Consider the following 16,411-nt stretch of genomic DNA (forward strand, 5'->3'; position numbering starts at 1 on the left):
GAATAGGTGTTGCTTCAGGCAAGTTCTGCTTCGGTGGCATAAGCCTGTTCCAACAACACGGTGAAGCGGTTGAACGCGTCAATCGCGCCTTGCTCGACTTCAGCTTCTTCCTCGGCACTGAACTGCAACGAGTCGAGGGTGCGCACAAAGCTTTTCCAGCCTTCGGCGCGACCACCTTCGGGCTCACCCAAATGACGCGCACCAAAGGTTTCGCTCAGCTCCAGCGCCACGGCGCGCTTGATCAGAAACGCCGCACCGAGCTTCGAACCTTCGGAGACAAAGACCCAGCCCAGCGCACGAGCCTTGCTCGGGTTCTTCACCGCGCCAGCCACAGGTGCCGGCACTTCAGTTTCCAGATCCGCCAGATCTGCCTTGGCCGCTTCGGCACGGCAACGGGCTGGCAAGTCCGGCACGATCGCGGTCAGTTCGGCGTTGTTATAGAGGTCGACCAGTTCCGACTGAAACAGGTATTGCACCACCACAAACCGGGTGAAGTTGGCGCGAGTCTCGAATGGCGCATGGGCTTTGACCAGGGCGTCGAGCTTGCTGTGCGGCTCGTGCGTGATCTGGTTCAGGCGTTGCGAACGCAGGGCTTTTTGCGAAGTGGTCATGGGGTGTCCTTGATAAAAGAGGCGCTTGATAACGAGACGAACGGGATAGCGCCGGACAGTAAAAAAAGCCTCACTGCGCGGCGTATGAATACGCGCAGTGAGGCAGACGGGATCAGATGTCCCAGATCAGATTGATCGCGAAGTTACGGCCCGGCTGGGTCAGGCGATCAAGGTTGGCCGGTTGCGTTACCGAGGCTTCGCCGACGCTGTCGTAACCGCGCACGTCATCCCACAGCCAGTATTTCTTGTCGGTCAGGTTGTAAATGCCGCCGCTGACGGTGACGTCGTTCGTGACTTTGTAGAAGCCGGTCAGATCAAGAATACCGAAGCCCGGTGACTTGAACTGGCTGCTGACGCCATCCGGCGACTTGAAGTTGCTGTCGTCGACACGATCCTTCTTCTTCACCAATGTCCAGCTCAGCAAACCGCCGTAGTTGTCCTGGTCGTAACCGAGCCCGAACACACCGGTCAGCGGATTGACGCTGTTGAGCGGTTCGCCGCTGTCGTCGTTGCGGCCGTAGGCGTAGGCGATCGAGCCTTGGGTATACAGGCCTTGCGGCGCGCCGAACGCATCCAGATTCAAGCGACCTTTGACTTCCGCGCCCTTGATGGTCGCGTGCTTGATGTTGCTCGACTGGAAGGTCAGCTCGCTGTAACCCGGGGTGACCGCATCTTCGTTGATGAAGTCGCGGTACTTGTTGTAGAACACCGCCACGTCAAACGAGCCAGACTCGAAGTTGCCGCGCAGACCGGTCTCGTAGCTTTTGCTTTTTTCCGGTTCCAGGTCCGGGTTCGGCGCCACTTGGTAACCGGTGGTGTTGTTCTCGAAACGACCGTACAGCGCTTTCGCGGTCGGCGTGCGGAAGCCTTCGGCGTATTGACCGTACCAGGTGTAGTTGTCGTTAAAGGCGTAGGTCAGGCCGAATTTGGGCGAGACTTTATGCCAGGTCTTGTTCTTGTCGCTGACCGTGCCCTGGCCATCCGCCGCCACGGTGTTGAGGAATTCCTCGGTGATGTGCGGCTTGAGTTGGGTGTAGTCGTAGCGCAGGCCTGGAAGGAAGGTCCAGTCGTTCCAGCTGATCTGATCCTGGGCGAACAGGCTGTAGGTGTTGATGGTCGGGTCCGGGAAGTCGCTGGCCTTTTTCAAGACGTCAGCGACACTGGTGGCGCCAATCGCGGTGCAGCCGCGACCGACGGCCAGGCACTTGCCGTCGCCGCTGCGCGAGCCGGTGACTTTCTGCTGTTTGATCGTGGTGCCGTAGGTCAGCACGTGGTCGGTGTCACCGATGGCAAAGGCCTTGTCCAGTTGCGCATCGAAGACCCACTGCTTTTCCTCGTAAACCGTGTCGCGGGTACGCAGCACTTTCCGGGTCATCGGGTAGTAATACTCTTCGGTGCTCTGGTCGGTCTTGGCGATCTGGTGGTTGAGGCTCCACTTCACGTTGTCGACCAGCAGGCTGTCGAGGGCGAAGCTGTGTTCGATGCCGAAACGCTCGCGGGTGATGGTGTCGTTACCGGTGCGCCACTGGTACATGCCGCCGGGCAGCATGCTGTCTGGAATGGTCGGGGCGCCGTTGAAGTACGGGCCGCCGTAGGCGCTTTTTTGATCGGTGTCGCGATCATCCTTGTACTTTTCGTAGGTCAGGCCCAGGCGCGAATCTTCGTTGTAGTTCCAGCCGATCTTGGCCAGCACGTTAGTAGCCTTGACGTCTTCCGGGTTGGCGGCGGTGCGCTCAAGACCGGTGCCATTGTTGCTGCCGTAGGAGTCGGTCTCGTGACCGTCACGGCGGCTGAAGTGCAGCAAGCCATCGAACTGATCGGCACGGCCAGCGACGGTGGCGGACTTCAACCAGCTCTCATCGGCGGAGCTGTAACCGGTTTTCAGGCGGGCGCCGACGTCTTTGCCGGGCTTGATGATGTCGTCAGGATCGAGGGTGTAGTAGCTGACGGCGCCGCCAATGGCGTTGCTGCCGTACAGCACCGAGGCAGGGCCGCGAAGGATTTCCACGCGTTTGACGATTTCCGGGTCGACGTAATTGCGCTGGCTTTTGGCGTACGGGCCGTTGAAGAAACTGTTGGGGATTTCCACGCCATCGACTTGAGTCAGAATGCGGTCGCCGTCGATGCCACGGATGTTGTAGCCGCTGATACCACCACGCTGGCCGGCGCCACCGACGGAAACCCCCGGCTCATAACGCACCAGATCCTTGATGGTGTTGACGTTGTTGCGATCGAGTTCTTCACGGCTGTGCACGGTGACGGTGCTCGGCACGCTGTTCACCGACTGTTCCTGGCGGGTGGCGCTGATGGTCACCTGATCCAGATTAAGCGCGCCGCTGGTGCTGCGTTTTTCCAGCACGACGTTGTTGTTGCTCAGCTTGCGGAAGCTCAGGTTGGTCCCCACCAACAGGCGCTCAAGGGCTTTTTCCGGTGGCAGCGAGCCGCGTACGCCCGGCGACGATATGCCCTGACCCAGTTCTGCCGGTAAGCCGACTTGCCAGCCGGTCACGGCGGTGAAGGCATTGAGGGCCGACACCAGCGGCTGCTGACCGATGGCGAACGAGTAATCGCCCATGTTGCGCGCCGGTTGCTCAGTGGCAGCCAGCAGCGGCGCGCTGCCGGCCATCAGGATGGCAGCGGTCAGCAGCGACAATACGCGGGAAGGGGAAGCAGTCTGGCGGGTAAGGCGAGAGGACATCGATAGCGCTCCGTGTCGCACGAATCTTTATAGGTGCTGATTTCGCGTCCGAAGATGCGAATCAATTGCATTGGCTATAACTAGACGAACGCGCTCACGCTATCGAGTAAAAATAATTCTCATTTAGTTCAGGATCACCAGCGCCGGGAATTCCTGCAGGCGTGCGGAGGTGATGTGGGCGAGGGAGCGCACCACGTCGAGCGGTTGATCGAGGCGGTAATTGCCGGTCACGGCAACGTCGGCCAACTGCTCGTTGTTGTTGATGATCCAGCCCGGATAGTAGCGGCGCAGTTCGGCCAGCACCTGATTGAGCGGGCAGTTCTCGAACACCAGTCGACCTTGCACCCAGGCCAGATCGGTATTGGCGTCGAGTTTGGCCGGGCGGTCGAAACCGTTGGGGCCGATGCGGATACTTTCCCCTGCGCTCAAGCGAACCCGAGCATCGTTATGGGTCGCACGCAGATCGACATCGCCGCGCTGCACATTGACCTGCGCGACACCGTCCAGATAGCGCACGGCGAACGCGGTGTCATGCACGCTGGCCTTGACCGGGCCGGCGTCGATTTCCAGCGGTTGATTGCGATTGGCCGCGACCTCGAAAAACGCTTCGCCCTGATACAACCGGGCAACGCGCTGTTGATCATTGATGGTGCTGGAAAACGCCGAGTTGGTATTGAGCAGGACTTTCGAACCGTCCTCCAGTTGCAGGCGCTGGCGTTCGCCGACCACGGTCAGATGATCGGCCTGAAGGCGCATCGGCACATTGCTGAAACTGAACAGACCGAGCACCAGCACCGCAGCGGTCGCCAGCGGTTTCCAGTGGGGGCGCAGGCGTTTGAGGACAGTGACTTTCGCAGGTTTGGCCGCGAGGTTTTGTGCGCACTGGGCGATCTGCGGGCCGTCCCAGATCGCCTGCGCCTTGGCGAAGGCCTCGGCATTCAACGGATCAGCCGCCAGCCACGCGTGGAATTGCCGGGTCTGCTCTTGGTCCGGACTGCCGAGCACGATGAGCCAGTCCAGCGCCTGGTCCATTGCAAGTGCGGCGTCCTGCGCCGTTTCGGGCGAAGGCGAGCGGTGGGTGTCCGTCACGGTGTTTCCTCGGCAGTGTCTGCGCACGGCTGTTTTTTTAGTGAAGCGTAAAAGTCGGGCAAGGGTAACAAAGCCCGATGATCAGTGCAGTTGAACCTGGCACAAACAGAAAAGGCCTACAGCCTCAGTCGCCATTCAAGCGTTCGGCGACGCCGATGCAAATGCTCATGATCAGTTTCAGTTCTTTCTGCACGGTGCTGAGCGACACGTTCAGTTCGTCGGCGATTTCCTGATAGCTATGACCGTGCAGGCGGCTGAGGATGAAAATCTGCTGCTGACGCGGGCTGAGTTGACCGAGGCTCACGTTCAGGCGCTCCAGCAATTGTTCGGCGTGGGCGGCGTCTTCGGCGCTGCTGGCGGGGGCGGCGACGCTGTGCACAACTGCCTGCGGCACATCATCGACCATGGTCCGCGAATGGATCTTGCGCGCACGCAGATGATCCAGGGCCAGATTGCGCGCGGTCTGGAAGACAAAGGGTTCGAGATGATCGATGGCCCGCTCGCTCAGCGCCCGCGTCACGCGCAGGTAGGTTTCCTGCAACAGATCTTCAGCGGTGCTGTGATTGTTGACCATCCGTTCCAGCGTACGCAGCAAGGACGTGCGCTGGGTGAGGAAGACGTGGTTGAAGTGTGATTGACTCACGGGAAGACCTGATCCATTTCAAGCGAATGATAATGCTTATCATCTAGCTGAATGGTCAAGTACTGATTTTGAATAGAACGGAAAACCTTGTGGGAGCGAGCCTGCTCGCGAAAGCGGTGTATCAGCCAACATAAATGTTGAATGACACATCGTATTCGCGAGCAGGCTCGCTCCCACAGGGATAGGGGATTACTTGAGATTATTCGGCGTTGCACAACGCCAGGCAGTTATCCAGCATGCGGTTGGAGAAGCCCCACTCGTTGTCATACCAGGCCAGCACTTTCAGCAGTTTGCCGCTGGATTTGGTGTGGTTGGCGTCGAAAATCGACGACAGCGGGTTGTGGTTGAAGTCGCTGGAAACCAGCGGCAAGGTGTTGTAGCCCAAAATTTTCGAATGCTGGCTGGCCGCTTTCAGCAGGGCATTCACTTCCTCGGCGGTGGCTTCTTTCTTCAGCTGAACGGTCAGATCCACCAGCGACACATTGATCACCGGCACACGCACGGCCATGCCGGTCAGCTTGCCCGCCAGTTCCGGCAGCACCAGGCCTACCGCTTCAGCGGCGCCAGTCTTGCTCGGAATCATGTTCTGCGTGGCCGAACGCGCGCGGTACGGGTCGGTGTGATAGACGTCGGTCAGGTTCTGGTCGTTGGTGTAGGCGTGGATGGTGGTCATCAAACCGCTTTCGATGCCCAGCTCACGGTGCAGCACTTGCGCGACAGGCGCCAGGCAGTTGGTGGTGCACGAAGCGTTGGAGATGATCTGATGCGACTGGCGCAGAATGTCGTGGTTCACACCGTAAACCACGGTGGCGTCGGCACCTTTGGCCGGGGCCGAGATGATCACTTTGCGTGCGCCGGCAGTAATATGCGCAGCGGCTTTGGCACGGTCGGTGAACAGACCGGTGCATTCGAACACCACATCGATTTTTTCCGCAGCCCAGGGCAGCTCGGCCGGGTTGCGAATGGCGCTGACTGAAATGCGGTCGCCATTGACAGTCAGGCTCTCGTTGTCATGCTCGACTTGTGCATCGAATGTGCCGTGAACGGTGTCGTATTTGAGCAGATGCGCGTTGATCGAGCTGTCGCCCAGATCGTTGATGGCGACGATCTGCAAATCCTGTCGATAGCCTTGGGTATACAGTGCGCGCAGGACATTACGGCCGATGCGGCCAAAACCATTGATTGCAATTCGAAGAGTCATGGAACAGCGCCGCCGTCGTTTTGTTGTTGGAATTACAAGATTATTCGCATAAAAATAGAAAACAAGCCTTTTTAGTGGCAATATTTTGTTTTATCTACAACGAGTGACCTGAATCAACTGGTCCGAATGGTCAAAAAAGCCGTCTGTCATTCCGATAACAACGGCGTTTGATCAGCATAGACAATCAGGTCGCCACATCCGTTAGCCTGGAGTTCTACACATGCATCCCCGCGTTCTTGAGGTCACCGAACGGCTTATCGCCCGCAGCCGCGCCACGCGTCAGGCTTACCTTGCACTGATTCGCGGCGCCGCCACTGACGGCCCGATGCGCGGCAAGCTGCAATGCGCCAACTTCGCCCATGGCGTGGCCGGGTGTGGCAGCGAAGACAAGCACAGCCTGCGGATGATGAACTCGGCGAACATCGCCATTGTTTCTTCCTATAACGACATGCTCTCGGCGCATCAGCCGTACGAAGTCTTTCCTGAACAAATCAAGAACGCCCTGCGCGAAATCGGTTCGGTCGGCCAATTCGCCGGCGGTACACCGGCGATGTGCGACGGCGTGACCCAGGGCGAGCCGGGCATGGAACTGAGCCTGCCGAGCCGCGAAGTCATCGCCATGTCCACGGCAGTGGCGCTGTCGCACAACATGTTCGATGGCGCGCTGATGCTCGGCATCTGCGACAAGATCGTGCCGGGCCTGATGATGGGCTCGCTGCGTTTCGGTCATCTGCCGACGATTTTCGTCCCGGGCGGGCCGATGGTTTCGGGGATTTCCAACAAGGAAAAAGCCGACGTGCGGCAGAAGTACGCTGAAGGCAAGGCGACCCGCGAAGAGCTGCTGGAATCGGAGATGAAGTCCTACCATAGCCCGGGCACCTGCACCTTCTACGGCACCGCCAACACCAACCAGTTGCTGATGGAAGTCATGGGCCTGCACTTGCCGGGCGCGTCTTTCGTCAACCCGAACACGCCGCTGCGTGATGCCCTGACCCGCGAAGCCGCGCATCAGGTCACGCGCCTGACCAAACAGAATGGCAACTTCATGCCGATCGGCGAAATCGTCGACGAGAAGTCGCTGGTCAACTCGATCGTCGCGTTGCACGCCACCGGCGGTTCGACCAACCACACCCTGCACATGCCGGCCATCGCCATGGCGGCGGGCATTCAACTGACCTGGCAGGACATGGCCGACCTCTCCGAAGTCGTGCCGACCCTGAGTCACGTCTACCCGAACGGCAAAGCCGACATCAACCACTTCCAGGCCGCTGGCGGCATGTCCTTCCTGATCCGCGAACTGCTCGCTGCGGGCTTGCTGCACGAAGACGTCAACACCGTGCTTGGCCACGGCTTGAGCAAATACACCAAAGAGCCGTTCCTCGATAACGGTCAACTGGTGTGGCGCGAAGGCCCGGTCGACAGCCTCGACGAAAACATCCTGCGTCCAGTCGCCCGCGCGTTCTCGGCGGAGGGCGGTCTGCGCGTAATGGAAGGCAACCTTGGTCGCGGCGTGATGAAAGTCTCGGCCGTGGCCCTGGAAAACCAGATCGTCGAAGCACCGGCCATGGTGTTCCAGGATCAGCAGGATCTGGCCGATGCGTTCAAGGCCGGTTTGCTGGAGAAGGATTTTGTCGCGGTGATGCGCTTCCAGGGCCCGCGCTCCAACGGCATGCCCGAGCTGCACAAGATGACGCCGTTCCTCGGCGTGCTGCAGGATCGCGGCTTCAAAGTTGCGCTGGTCACCGACGGGCGTATGTCCGGCGCCTCGGGGAAAATCCCGGCGGCGATCCACGTCAGTCCTGAAGCTTATGTCGGCGGCGCTTTGGCGCGCGTGCAAGAGGGCGATATCATCCGCGTCGATGGCGTCAAAGGTACTTTGGAACTCAAAGTGGACGCCGAAGAATTTGCCGCACGCGAACCTGCCAAAGGCCTGTTGGGCAACAACATCGGCAGCGGTCGCGAACTGTTCGGCTTCATGCGTTTGGCCTTCAGCTCGGCGGAGCAGGGGGCCAGCGCCTTCACTTCTGCCCTGGAGACGCTTAATTGAAACTGGCTTTGGTCGGTGACATCGGAGGCACCAACGCGCGGTTTGCGTTGTGGAAAAATCAGCAGCTCGAATCGATTCAAGTGCTGGCCACGGCCGACCACGCCAGCCCGGAGGAGGCGATCAGCCTCTACCTGAGCGGGCTGGGTCTGGCGCCAGGTTCGATCGGTTCGGTGTGCCTGTCGGTGGCAGGTCCCGTCAGCGGTGATGAGTTCAAGTTCACCAACAACCATTGGCGTTTGAGCCGCACGGCGTTTTGCAAAACCTTGCAGGTCGAACGGTTGTTGCTGGTCAACGACTTCTCGGCGATGGCGCTGGGCATGACCCGTTTGCAGCCCGACGAATTCCGCGTGGTCTGCGCAGGCACGCCGGAGCCGTTGCGGCCGGCGGTGGTGATCGGCCCGGGCACTGGCCTCGGCGTCGGCACCCTGCTCGATCTCGGTGAAGGTCGTTTTGCTGCTTTGCCGGGCGAGGGCGGTCACGTCGATCTGCCGTTGAGCAGTCCGCGTGAAACCCAGCTGTGGCAGCACATCCATAACGAGATCGGCCATGTCAGCGCGGAAACTGCGTTGAGCGGTGGTGGTTTGCCACGGGTTTACCGGGCGATCTGCGCAGTGGACGGGCATGAGCCGACACTCGATACGCCGGAAGCGATTACGGCGGCAGGCCTTGCGGGTGATCCGATAGCATTGGAAGTGCTGGAACAGTTCTGCTGCTGGCTGGGGCGTGTCGCGGGCAACAACGTGCTGACCACTGGCGGTCGGGGTGGGGTGTACATCGTCGGTGGCGTGATTCCACGCTTTGCCGATTTCTTCGTCGAAAGCGGTTTTGCCCACAGCTTCGCCGACAAGGGCTGCATGAGCGATTACTTCAAGGGGATTCCGGTGTGGCTGGTGACGGCGCCGTATTCCGGCCTGGTGGGCGCGGGTGTGGCCCTGGATCAATCAATCCCGACCTGAAATACGGTAAAAATTGTGGGAGCGGGCTTGCTCGCGAAAGAGGTGTATCAGAGACATCAAGGTGACTGACACACCGCTTTCGCGAGCAAGCCCGCTCCCACAGTGGTTCTGTGGTGTTTGTAAGTTCGATGCTTAAGGCATAATCCGCCCCAATTCCAACAACAAGGATGCCTTCGAAGTGAGCTCAGTCAACAAGTCGATATTGTTGGTCGATGACGACCAGGAAATACGCGAGTTGCTGGAAACCTACCTGACCCGCGCCGGGTTTCAGGTGCGGGCCACAGCCGATGGCGCCAGTTTCCGTCAGGCACTCAACGAGGCGCCGAGCGATCTGGTGATCCTCGATGTCATGCTCCCCGACGAAGACGGCTTCAGCCTCTGCCGTTGGGTGCGCCAGCATCCGCGTCAGGCGCAGGTGCCGATCATCATGCTCACCGCCAGTTCTGACGAAGCTGACCGCGTGATTGGTCTGGAACTCGGCGCCGACGACTACCTCGGCAAACCTTTCAGCCCTCGTGAACTGCAAGCCCGGATCAAGGCCCTGCTGCGCCGCGCGCAATTCGGTCAGGAACGCAGCGGCAGCGAAGTGCTGGCCTTCGACGATTGGCGGCTGGACATGGTCAGCCATCGCCTGTTCCACACTGACGGTGAAGAAGTGATTCTCTCCGGCGCCGATTTCGCCCTGCTAAAACTGTTCCTCGACCACCCGCAGGAAATCCTCGACCGCGACACCATCGGCAACGCCACCCGTGGCCGCGATCTGATGCCGCTCGATCGGATCGTCGACATGGCCGTCAGCCGCTTGCGCCAACGCCTGCGTGACACGGAAAAACCGCCTCGGCTGATCCGCACCGTGCGCGGCAGCGGCTACCAACTGGCAGCCAACGTGGTTGCCGGCAATGGTCACTGAGTCGCTGCGCAAACTCGCCGCCAGGGTGCCGGTGCCACGCTCACTGCTTGGGCGAATGTTGCTGCTGACCTTGCTGGCGGTGTTGTTCGCGCAAACCTTGTCGAGCGTGATCTGGGTTTCGCAACTACGCGCCACCCAACTCGAAGGGCTGGTCACCAGCGCTCGCAGCCTTGCCCATTCGATGACCGCCAGCGTCAGTTACTTCCGTTCCCTGCCGGTGGCCTATCGGCCGCTTGTGCTTGATCAATTGCGCAGCATGGGCGGCACGCGGTTTGTCGTAACACTCAACGACAAACCTTTGGGCATGGACGTTTTGCCGGTCACACCGCGCAAAGCGGCAGTGATGAAAGCGGTCGACGAAGTGCTGCGTCAATCGCTCGGCCATGACACCGACATCTCGGTGACCTTCGTCAGCCCCGAGGATCTGCGCATCTTCAATGCCGGGCTGAAACTCGATGAGCTGCCGCGTTCCTGGGCGCATTACGCGTTGACCCTGGAGCCGGTGAATCCACCGGTGCTGGTCACGCAGATTCAGATGGCGCCGGGCGAATGGCTGTACATCGCCTCGCTGTTGCCCGAGCCCTACACCAGCCTTGAAGAGCAAGGCCTGCCTTCGCAGCAGGTGTGGTTTATCGTGCTCACCAGCGGCTTTTTGCTGTTGTTCATCGGTTTGCTGGTGCACTGGCAGAGCCGGCCGCTCAAGCGTCTGGCCCGCGCGGCGCGGGACCTGTCGCTGGGCGCCGACGTCGAACCGGTGGCCGAGGGCGGCGGCAGTGAAGTGGTCGAAGTGGGGCGTGCGTTCAACACCATGCGCGAGCGTATCAGCCGTTACCTGACCGAGCGCAGCCAGTTGTTCAGTGCGATTTCCCACGACTTGCGCACGCCGATCACCCGCCTGCGTCTGCGCGTCGAACTGCTGGAAGACGAACAACTGCAAACCAAATTCGGCCGCGATCTGGATGAGCTGGAACTGCTGGTCAAAGGCGCGCTGCAATGCGTGAAGGACACCGATATTCACGAGAACATCGAACCGGTGGATCTCAACCATGTGCTCGATTGTCTGGTGGAGCCATACCTGGCGCCCAACGGCAATGGCCGCGTGACCCAGCATGGCCGGGCGCTGGCAGCGTATCCGGGCAAGCCTCTGGCGTTGAAACGCTGCATCGGCAACCTGATCGACAACGCCTTGAAGTACGGGCAGAACGCGCATTTGCATATCGATGACGATGAAAGTGCGTTTGTCCTGCACGTCGACGATGAAGGCCCGGGCGTGCCGGAGCAGCGGCTGGAGCAGGTGTTTGAGCCGCACTTCAGGTTGGCGGGGCAGCAGCAGGGGTATGGGCTTGGCCTCGGGATTGCGCGCAACATTGCCCATAGCCATGGTGGTGAGGTGACGTTGCAGAATTTGCGCGAGGGTGGGTTGCGGGTGACGTTGCAACTGCCGCGCAGTGTTGACTAGTCAGACCGCGTTAACGTTCTTCGCGAGCAGTCTCGCTCCCACATTCGACCGTGTTCCAACTGAAGGAATGCGGTCGAATGTGGGAGCGGGCTTGCTCGCGAAGGCGTCGGCACATTCAACACAAATGTCACAGATCGGTGACAAAACCCGTCCCCTTCGTTACAAGCCCACCCCGGCCCGTTGTTTAGACTCCCCGCAGTCATAACAACAAAAAAGGCCACCCATGGATCTCTTCCACCCAGGCTTCAGCAGTTGGCTGAATGCCCCTGCCCACCAGCAATGGCTCGCCGCCGAAGGCGTGCGCCTGCTGGATTTCGCCAAGGCTGCAAAGCTGCCCGAAGGCTTTGGCAACCTCGACGAACGCGGCCAGTTGCCGGCGCACGCGCAGGCCGAAACCATGAACACCGCGCGCATGACGCACAGTTTCGCCATGGCCCACATTCAGGGCCTGCCGGGTTTTGCCGAGCTGGTCGATCACGGCATCGCAGCCCTGCGCGGGCCGTTGCGTGATGCCCTGCACGGTGGCTGGTTTGCAGTGGCTGAACACCGCGATGGCAACACCGGCAAGAACGCCTACCTGCACGCGTTCGTTGCACTGGCGGCGAGTTCCGCCGTGGTCGCACAACGTCCCGGCGCCCAGGCTTTGCTGGATGACGCCATCGACATCATCGACACGTATTTCTGGAGCGAAGAAGAGGGCGCCATGCGCGAATTCTTCAACCGCGACTGGAGCGAAGAAGAAGCCTATCGCGGTGCCAACAGCAACATGCACGCCACCGAAGCGTTTCTCGCCCTGGCCGATGTCACCGAAGATCCGCGTTGGCTGATACGTGCGCAACGCATTGTCGAGCGTGTGATCCACGGTCACGCCGCCGCCAACGGTTACATGGTCATCGAACACTTCGACCGAAACTGGCAGCCGCTGTGCGAGTACAACCAGGACAATCCGGCCGACGGTTTCCGCCCTTACGGCACCACGCCGGGCCATGGTTTTGAGTGGGCGCGGCTGTTGCTGCACCTTGAAGCCGCGCGGGTTCAGGCAGGCATGCTGACGCCAGGCTGGCTAGCCACCGACGCGCAAAAACTGTTCGAACACAATTGCCGTCACGGCTGGAACGTCGATGGTGCACCGGGCATCGTCTACACCCTCGACTGGAACAACCAAGCCGTGGTCCGCCATCGCCTGCACTGGACGCACGCCGAGGCCAGCGCCGCGGCCAGCGCTTTGCTCAAGCGCACCGGCGATGAGCAATACGAAACCTGGTACCGACTGTTCTGGGATTTTTGCGAAGTGAATTTCATCGACCGCTGCGACGGCAGCTGGCATCACGAACTCAATCCGCAAAACACTCCAAGTGCCGATATCTGGCCGGGCAAACCCGATCTGTATCACGCCTGGCAAGCGGTGCTGATTCCGCGCCTACCCTTGGCGCCGAGCATGGCCACTGCGCTGGCACAGTTGTCCCAGAGCATTCCTGTGTAACCATGTGGTGACATTCGCGCGTCCCTTCGTTACCTGCGAGGGGAATCGCCCTGTTTAAACTCCTGTGCAGCGCAAGCACCAGACTTGCAACGCATAACAACAAGAAAGGTACATCTCAGATGAATGCGATTTCTCGCCTCGCTACTGTCATTTCTGTCGCCTCCCTGTTCCCGCTCGCAATTCTGCCTCTCAGTGTTTCCGCTGCCGAATCCAAAGGTTCGGTGGAAGTCGTGCACTGGTGGACCTCCGGTGGCGAAAAAGCTGCCGTTGATGTGCTCAAGGCCCAAGTCGAAAAAGACGGTTTCACCTGGAAAGACGGCGCAGTCGCCGGTGGTGGCGGTGCGACTGCCATGACCGTGCTGAAAAGCCGTGCAGTTGCCGGCAACCCGCCAGGCGTTGCCCAGATTAAAGGCCCGGACATCCAGGAATGGGCGTCGACCGGCCTGCTCGACACCGACGTTCTGAAAGACGTTGCCAAGTCGGAAAAGTGGGACAGCCTGCTCGACAAGAAAGTCTCCGATACCGTGAAGTACGACGGTGATTACGTGGCCGTGCCGGTGAACATTCACCGTGTGAACTGGCTGTGGATCAACCCGGAAGTCTTCAAGAAAGCCGGCATCGAAAAAGCCCCGACCACCCTCGAAGAATTCTACGCCGCTGGCGACAAGCTCAAGTCTGCGGGCTTCATCCCGCTGGCTCACGGCGGTCAGCCTTGGCAGGACAGCACCGTGTTCGAAGCCGTTGTGCTCTCGGTCATGGGTGTTGATGGCTACAAGAAAGCCCTGGTCGATCTGGACAACGCTGCGCTGACTGGCCCGGAAATGGTCAAGGCCCTGACCGAACTGAAGAAAGTCGCGACCTACATGGACGCCGACGGCAAAGGCCAGGACTGGAACCTGGAAGCGGCCAAAGTCATCAACGGCAAGGCCGGCATGCAGATCATGGGTGACTGGGCCAAGTCCGAATGGACTGCCGCGAAGAAAATCGCCGGCAAGGATTACCAGTGCGTAGCCTTCCCGGGCACCGACAAGGCGTTCACCTACAACATCGACTCCCTCGCTGTGTTCAAGCAGAAAGACGCCGGCACTGCCGCGGGTCAGAAGGACATTGCCAAAGTCGTGCTGGGTGAAAACTTCCAGAAAGTCTTCAGCATCAACAAAGGCTCGATCCCGGTACGTATCGACATGTTGAACGACATGGAGAAACTCGGTTTCGACTCCTGCGCACAGACCGCTGCCAAGGACTTCCTGGCCGACGCCAAGTCCGGCGGTTTGCAGCCGAGCATGGCGCACAACATGGCGACCACGCTGGCCGTGCAAGGCGCGTTCTTTGACGTAGTGACCAACTACATCAACGACCCGAAAGCCGACCCGGCTGACACCGCCAAGAAACTCGGCGCGGCGATCAAGTCGGCCAAATAACCAAAAGCAGGCTCGAACCCTGTGGGAGCGAGCCTGCTCGCGAAAGCGGTGTGTCAGTTAACCGATGTGTCGACTGATACCACGCCTTCGCGAGCAGGCTCGCTCCCACCAGGGAATGCCTTTGTCATCTTATTCTGGATTTCCCCATGAGTTCTGTTGCTGTGTTCAGCAAAGCCTCGCCGTTCGATGCATTGCAACGCTGGCTACCGAAACTGGTGCTGGCGCCGAGCATGTTCATCGTGCTGGTGGGCTTTTATGGCTACATCCTGTGGACGTTCGTGCTGTCGTTCACGACCTCGACGTTCCTGCCCAACTACAAGTGGGCCGGTCTGGCGCAGTATCAGCGGCTGTTCGACAACGATCGCTGGTGGGTCGCGAGCAAGAACCTCGCGCTGTTCGGCGGCATGTTCATCGGCATCACCTTGGTGATCGGCGTGTTGCTGGCGGTGTTCCTCGACCAGCGTATCCGTCGTGAAGGTTTCATCCGCACCATTTACCTGTACCCGATGGCGCTCTCGATGATCGTGACCGGTACCGCGTGGAAATGGCTGCTCAACCCAGGCATGGGCCTGGACAAATTGTTGCGTGACTGGGGCTGGGAAGGCTTCCGTCTGGACTGGCTGATCGACCCGGATCGCGTGGTCTACTGCCTGGTGATTGCCGCTGTCTGGCAAGCCTCGGGCTTCATCATGGCGATGTTCCTCGCCGGCCTGCGTGGCGTTGATCAATCGATCATCCGTGCGGCGCAGATCGACGGCGCGAGCATGCCGACCATCTACTGGAAAGTGGTGCTGCCAAGCCTGCGTCCGGTGTTCTTCAGTGCGGTGATGATTCTGGCGCACATCGCAATCAAGAGCTTCGACCTGGTCGCGGCAATGACTGCCGGTGGCCCGGGTTACTCCTCCGATTTGCCGGCGATGTTCATGTACTCGTTCACCTTCAGTCGCGGCCAGATGGGCATGGGCTCGGCCAGTGCGATTCTGATGCTCGGTGCGATTCTCGCGATCATCGTGCCTTACCTGTACTCCGAGCTGAGGACCAAGCGTAATGACTAGTCTCGCTGCCAAACCTGCGATCAGCCTGAGTCGCATCGCGATCTACGCGGTGCTGATCCTCGCCGTTCTGCTTTATCTGGTGCCGCTGGTGGTCATGTTGCTGACCAGCTTCAAGACCCCGGAAGACATCAGCACCGGCAACCTGCTGAGCTGGCCGACCGTGGTCAGCGGCATCGGCTGGGTCAAGGCCTGGGCCACGGTTGACGGGTACTTCTGGAACTCGATCAAAATCACCGTGCCGGCCGTAATCATCTCCACCGCCATTGGTGCGTTGAACGGTTATGTGCTGTCGTTCTGGCGCTTCCGGGGTTCGCAGTTGTTCTTTGGTCTGCTGTTGTTCGGCTGCTTCCTGCCGTTCCAGACCGTGCTGCTGCCAGCCTCGTTCACCCTCGGCAAGATGGGTCTGGCCAGCACCACCACCGGCCTGGTGTTTATCCACGTGGTTTACGGTCTGGCGTTCACCACGCTGTTCTTCCGTAACTACTACGTGAGCATTCCCGATGCACTGGTGAAGGCCGCACGTCTGGATGGCGCGGGTTTCTTCACGATTTTCCGCCGGATCATTCTGCCGATGTCGACGCCGATCATCATGGTCTGCCTGATCTGGCAGTTCACCCAGATCTGGAACGACTTCCTGTTCGGTGTGGTGTTCTCCAGCGGCGATTCGCAACCGATCACCGTGGCGCTGAACAACCTGGTCAACACCAGCACCGGCGCCAAGGAATACAACGTGGATATGGCAGCGGCGATGATCGCCGGCCTGCCGACCCTGCTGGTCTATGTGGTCGCAGGCAAGTATTTCGTGCGCGGGCTGACGGCCGGCGCAGTCAAGGGGTAA

Annotated in this window: 13 protein-coding genes; 8 read left to right on the plus strand and 5 right to left on the minus strand. The window is 60.0% G+C overall.

Annotation, left to right across the window (positions count from 1 at the left end):
- Positions 1-14 precede the first annotated feature (14 nt).
- From ATI02_RS01850 to gap, 5 genes are all read right to left on the minus strand, one after another.
- Positions 15-611, minus strand: coding sequence for a biliverdin-producing heme oxygenase (locus ATI02_RS01850; RefSeq protein WP_100845288.1), 597 nt, complete (start codon positions 609-611; stop codon positions 15-17).
- 112 nt (positions 612-723) lie between these two features.
- Positions 724-3,309 (minus strand): TonB-dependent receptor, encoded by a 2,586-nt coding sequence (locus ATI02_RS01855; protein ID WP_100845289.1) that lies wholly within the window; start codon positions 3,307-3,309, stop codon positions 724-726.
- A gap of 123 nt (positions 3,310-3,432) precedes the next feature.
- On the minus strand, positions 3,433-4,398 hold the full coding sequence (locus tag ATI02_RS01860; RefSeq protein ID WP_095188045.1) for a FecR family protein: 966 nt from the start codon (positions 4,396-4,398) through the stop codon (positions 3,433-3,435).
- A 124-nt stretch (positions 4,399-4,522) separates the two neighbouring features.
- Positions 4,523-5,041 carry an RNA polymerase sigma factor gene (locus ATI02_RS01865; protein WP_095188046.1) on the minus strand — a complete coding sequence of 173 codons (519 nt, stop codon included), beginning with the start codon at positions 5,039-5,041 and terminating at the stop codon, positions 4,523-4,525.
- A 199-nt stretch (positions 5,042-5,240) separates the two neighbouring features.
- Positions 5,241-6,242, minus strand: coding sequence for a type I glyceraldehyde-3-phosphate dehydrogenase (gene gap, locus ATI02_RS01875; protein WP_100845291.1), 1,002 nt, complete (start codon positions 6,240-6,242; stop codon positions 5,241-5,243).
- A 220-nt stretch (positions 6,243-6,462) separates the two neighbouring features.
- On the opposite strand from gap, the gene edd reads away from it, so the two are divergent.
- The 8 genes from edd to ATI02_RS01915 all read left to right on the plus strand — a co-directional run bounded on the left by edd (position 6,463) and on the right by ATI02_RS01915 (position 16,411).
- The gene (gene edd / locus ATI02_RS01880) at positions 6,463-8,289 is read left to right on the plus strand and encodes a phosphogluconate dehydratase (RefSeq protein WP_095188048.1); all 1,827 of its coding nucleotides are present in this window, start codon (positions 6,463-6,465) and stop codon (positions 8,287-8,289) included.
- The gene (locus ATI02_RS01885) at positions 8,286-9,245 is read left to right on the plus strand and encodes a glucokinase (RefSeq protein ID WP_100845292.1); all 960 of its coding nucleotides are present in this window, start codon (positions 8,286-8,288) and stop codon (positions 9,243-9,245) included. The genes edd and ATI02_RS01885 overlap by 4 nt, the downstream gene beginning before the upstream one ends.
- A gap of 178 nt (positions 9,246-9,423) precedes the next feature.
- The gene (locus tag ATI02_RS01890) at positions 9,424-10,155 is read left to right on the plus strand and encodes a response regulator (protein ID WP_042560610.1); all 732 of its coding nucleotides are present in this window, start codon (positions 9,424-9,426) and stop codon (positions 10,153-10,155) included.
- On the plus strand, positions 10,145-11,614 hold the full coding sequence (locus ATI02_RS01895; RefSeq protein ID WP_095188050.1) for an ATP-binding protein: 1,470 nt from the start codon (positions 10,145-10,147) through the stop codon (positions 11,612-11,614). Before ATI02_RS01890 ends, ATI02_RS01895 begins: the two co-directional genes overlap by 11 nt.
- Before the next feature lie 223 nt (positions 11,615-11,837).
- Positions 11,838-13,097, plus strand: a complete 1,260-nt coding sequence (locus tag ATI02_RS01900) for a D-mannose isomerase (RefSeq protein ID WP_100845293.1) — start codon at positions 11,838-11,840, stop codon at positions 13,095-13,097.
- A 119-nt stretch (positions 13,098-13,216) separates the two neighbouring features.
- Positions 13,217-14,518 (plus strand): ABC transporter substrate-binding protein, encoded by a 1,302-nt coding sequence (locus tag ATI02_RS01905; protein WP_100845294.1) that lies wholly within the window; start codon positions 13,217-13,219, stop codon positions 14,516-14,518.
- A 146-nt stretch (positions 14,519-14,664) separates the two neighbouring features.
- Entirely contained in the window at positions 14,665-15,573 is a 909-nt protein-coding gene (locus ATI02_RS01910; protein ID WP_095188053.1) for a carbohydrate ABC transporter permease, read from the plus strand.
- Positions 15,566-16,411 (plus strand): carbohydrate ABC transporter permease, encoded by an 846-nt coding sequence (locus ATI02_RS01915; protein WP_007917872.1) that lies wholly within the window; start codon positions 15,566-15,568, stop codon positions 16,409-16,411. Before ATI02_RS01910 ends, ATI02_RS01915 begins: the two co-directional genes overlap by 8 nt.

It is taken from the genome of Pseudomonas baetica, assembly GCF_002813455.1.
GTDB classification, from domain to species: domain Bacteria; phylum Pseudomonadota; class Gammaproteobacteria; order Pseudomonadales; family Pseudomonadaceae; genus Aquipseudomonas; species Aquipseudomonas baetica.

Bases quoted from the DNA above. Each gene is read 5' to 3' on its own strand.
- edd (WP_095188048.1), top strand. From the start codon at position 6,463: ATGCATCCCCGCGTTCTTGAGGTCACCGAACGGCTTATCGCCCGCAGC.
- ATI02_RS01910 (WP_095188053.1), top strand. From the start codon at position 14,665: ATGAGTTCTGTTGCTGTGTTCAGCAAAGCCTCGCCGTTCGATGCATTG.
- ATI02_RS01915 (WP_007917872.1), top strand. From the start codon at position 15,566: ATGACTAGTCTCGCTGCCAAACCTGCGATCAGCCTGAGTCGCATCGCG.
- ATI02_RS01900 (WP_100845293.1), top strand. From the start codon at position 11,838: ATGGATCTCTTCCACCCAGGCTTCAGCAGTTGGCTGAATGCCCCTGCC.
- gap (WP_100845291.1), bottom strand. From the start codon at position 6,242: ATGACTCTTCGAATTGCAATCAATGGTTTTGGCCGCATCGGCCGTAAT.
- ATI02_RS01905 (WP_100845294.1), top strand. From the start codon at position 13,217: ATGAATGCGATTTCTCGCCTCGCTACTGTCATTTCTGTCGCCTCCCTG.
- ATI02_RS01895 (WP_095188050.1), top strand. From the start codon at position 10,145: ATGGTCACTGAGTCGCTGCGCAAACTCGCCGCCAGGGTGCCGGTGCCA.
- ATI02_RS01850 (WP_100845288.1), bottom strand. From the start codon at position 611: ATGACCACTTCGCAAAAAGCCCTGCGTTCGCAACGCCTGAACCAGATC.
- ATI02_RS01855 (WP_100845289.1), bottom strand. From the start codon at position 3,309: ATGTCCTCTCGCCTTACCCGCCAGACTGCTTCCCCTTCCCGCGTATTG.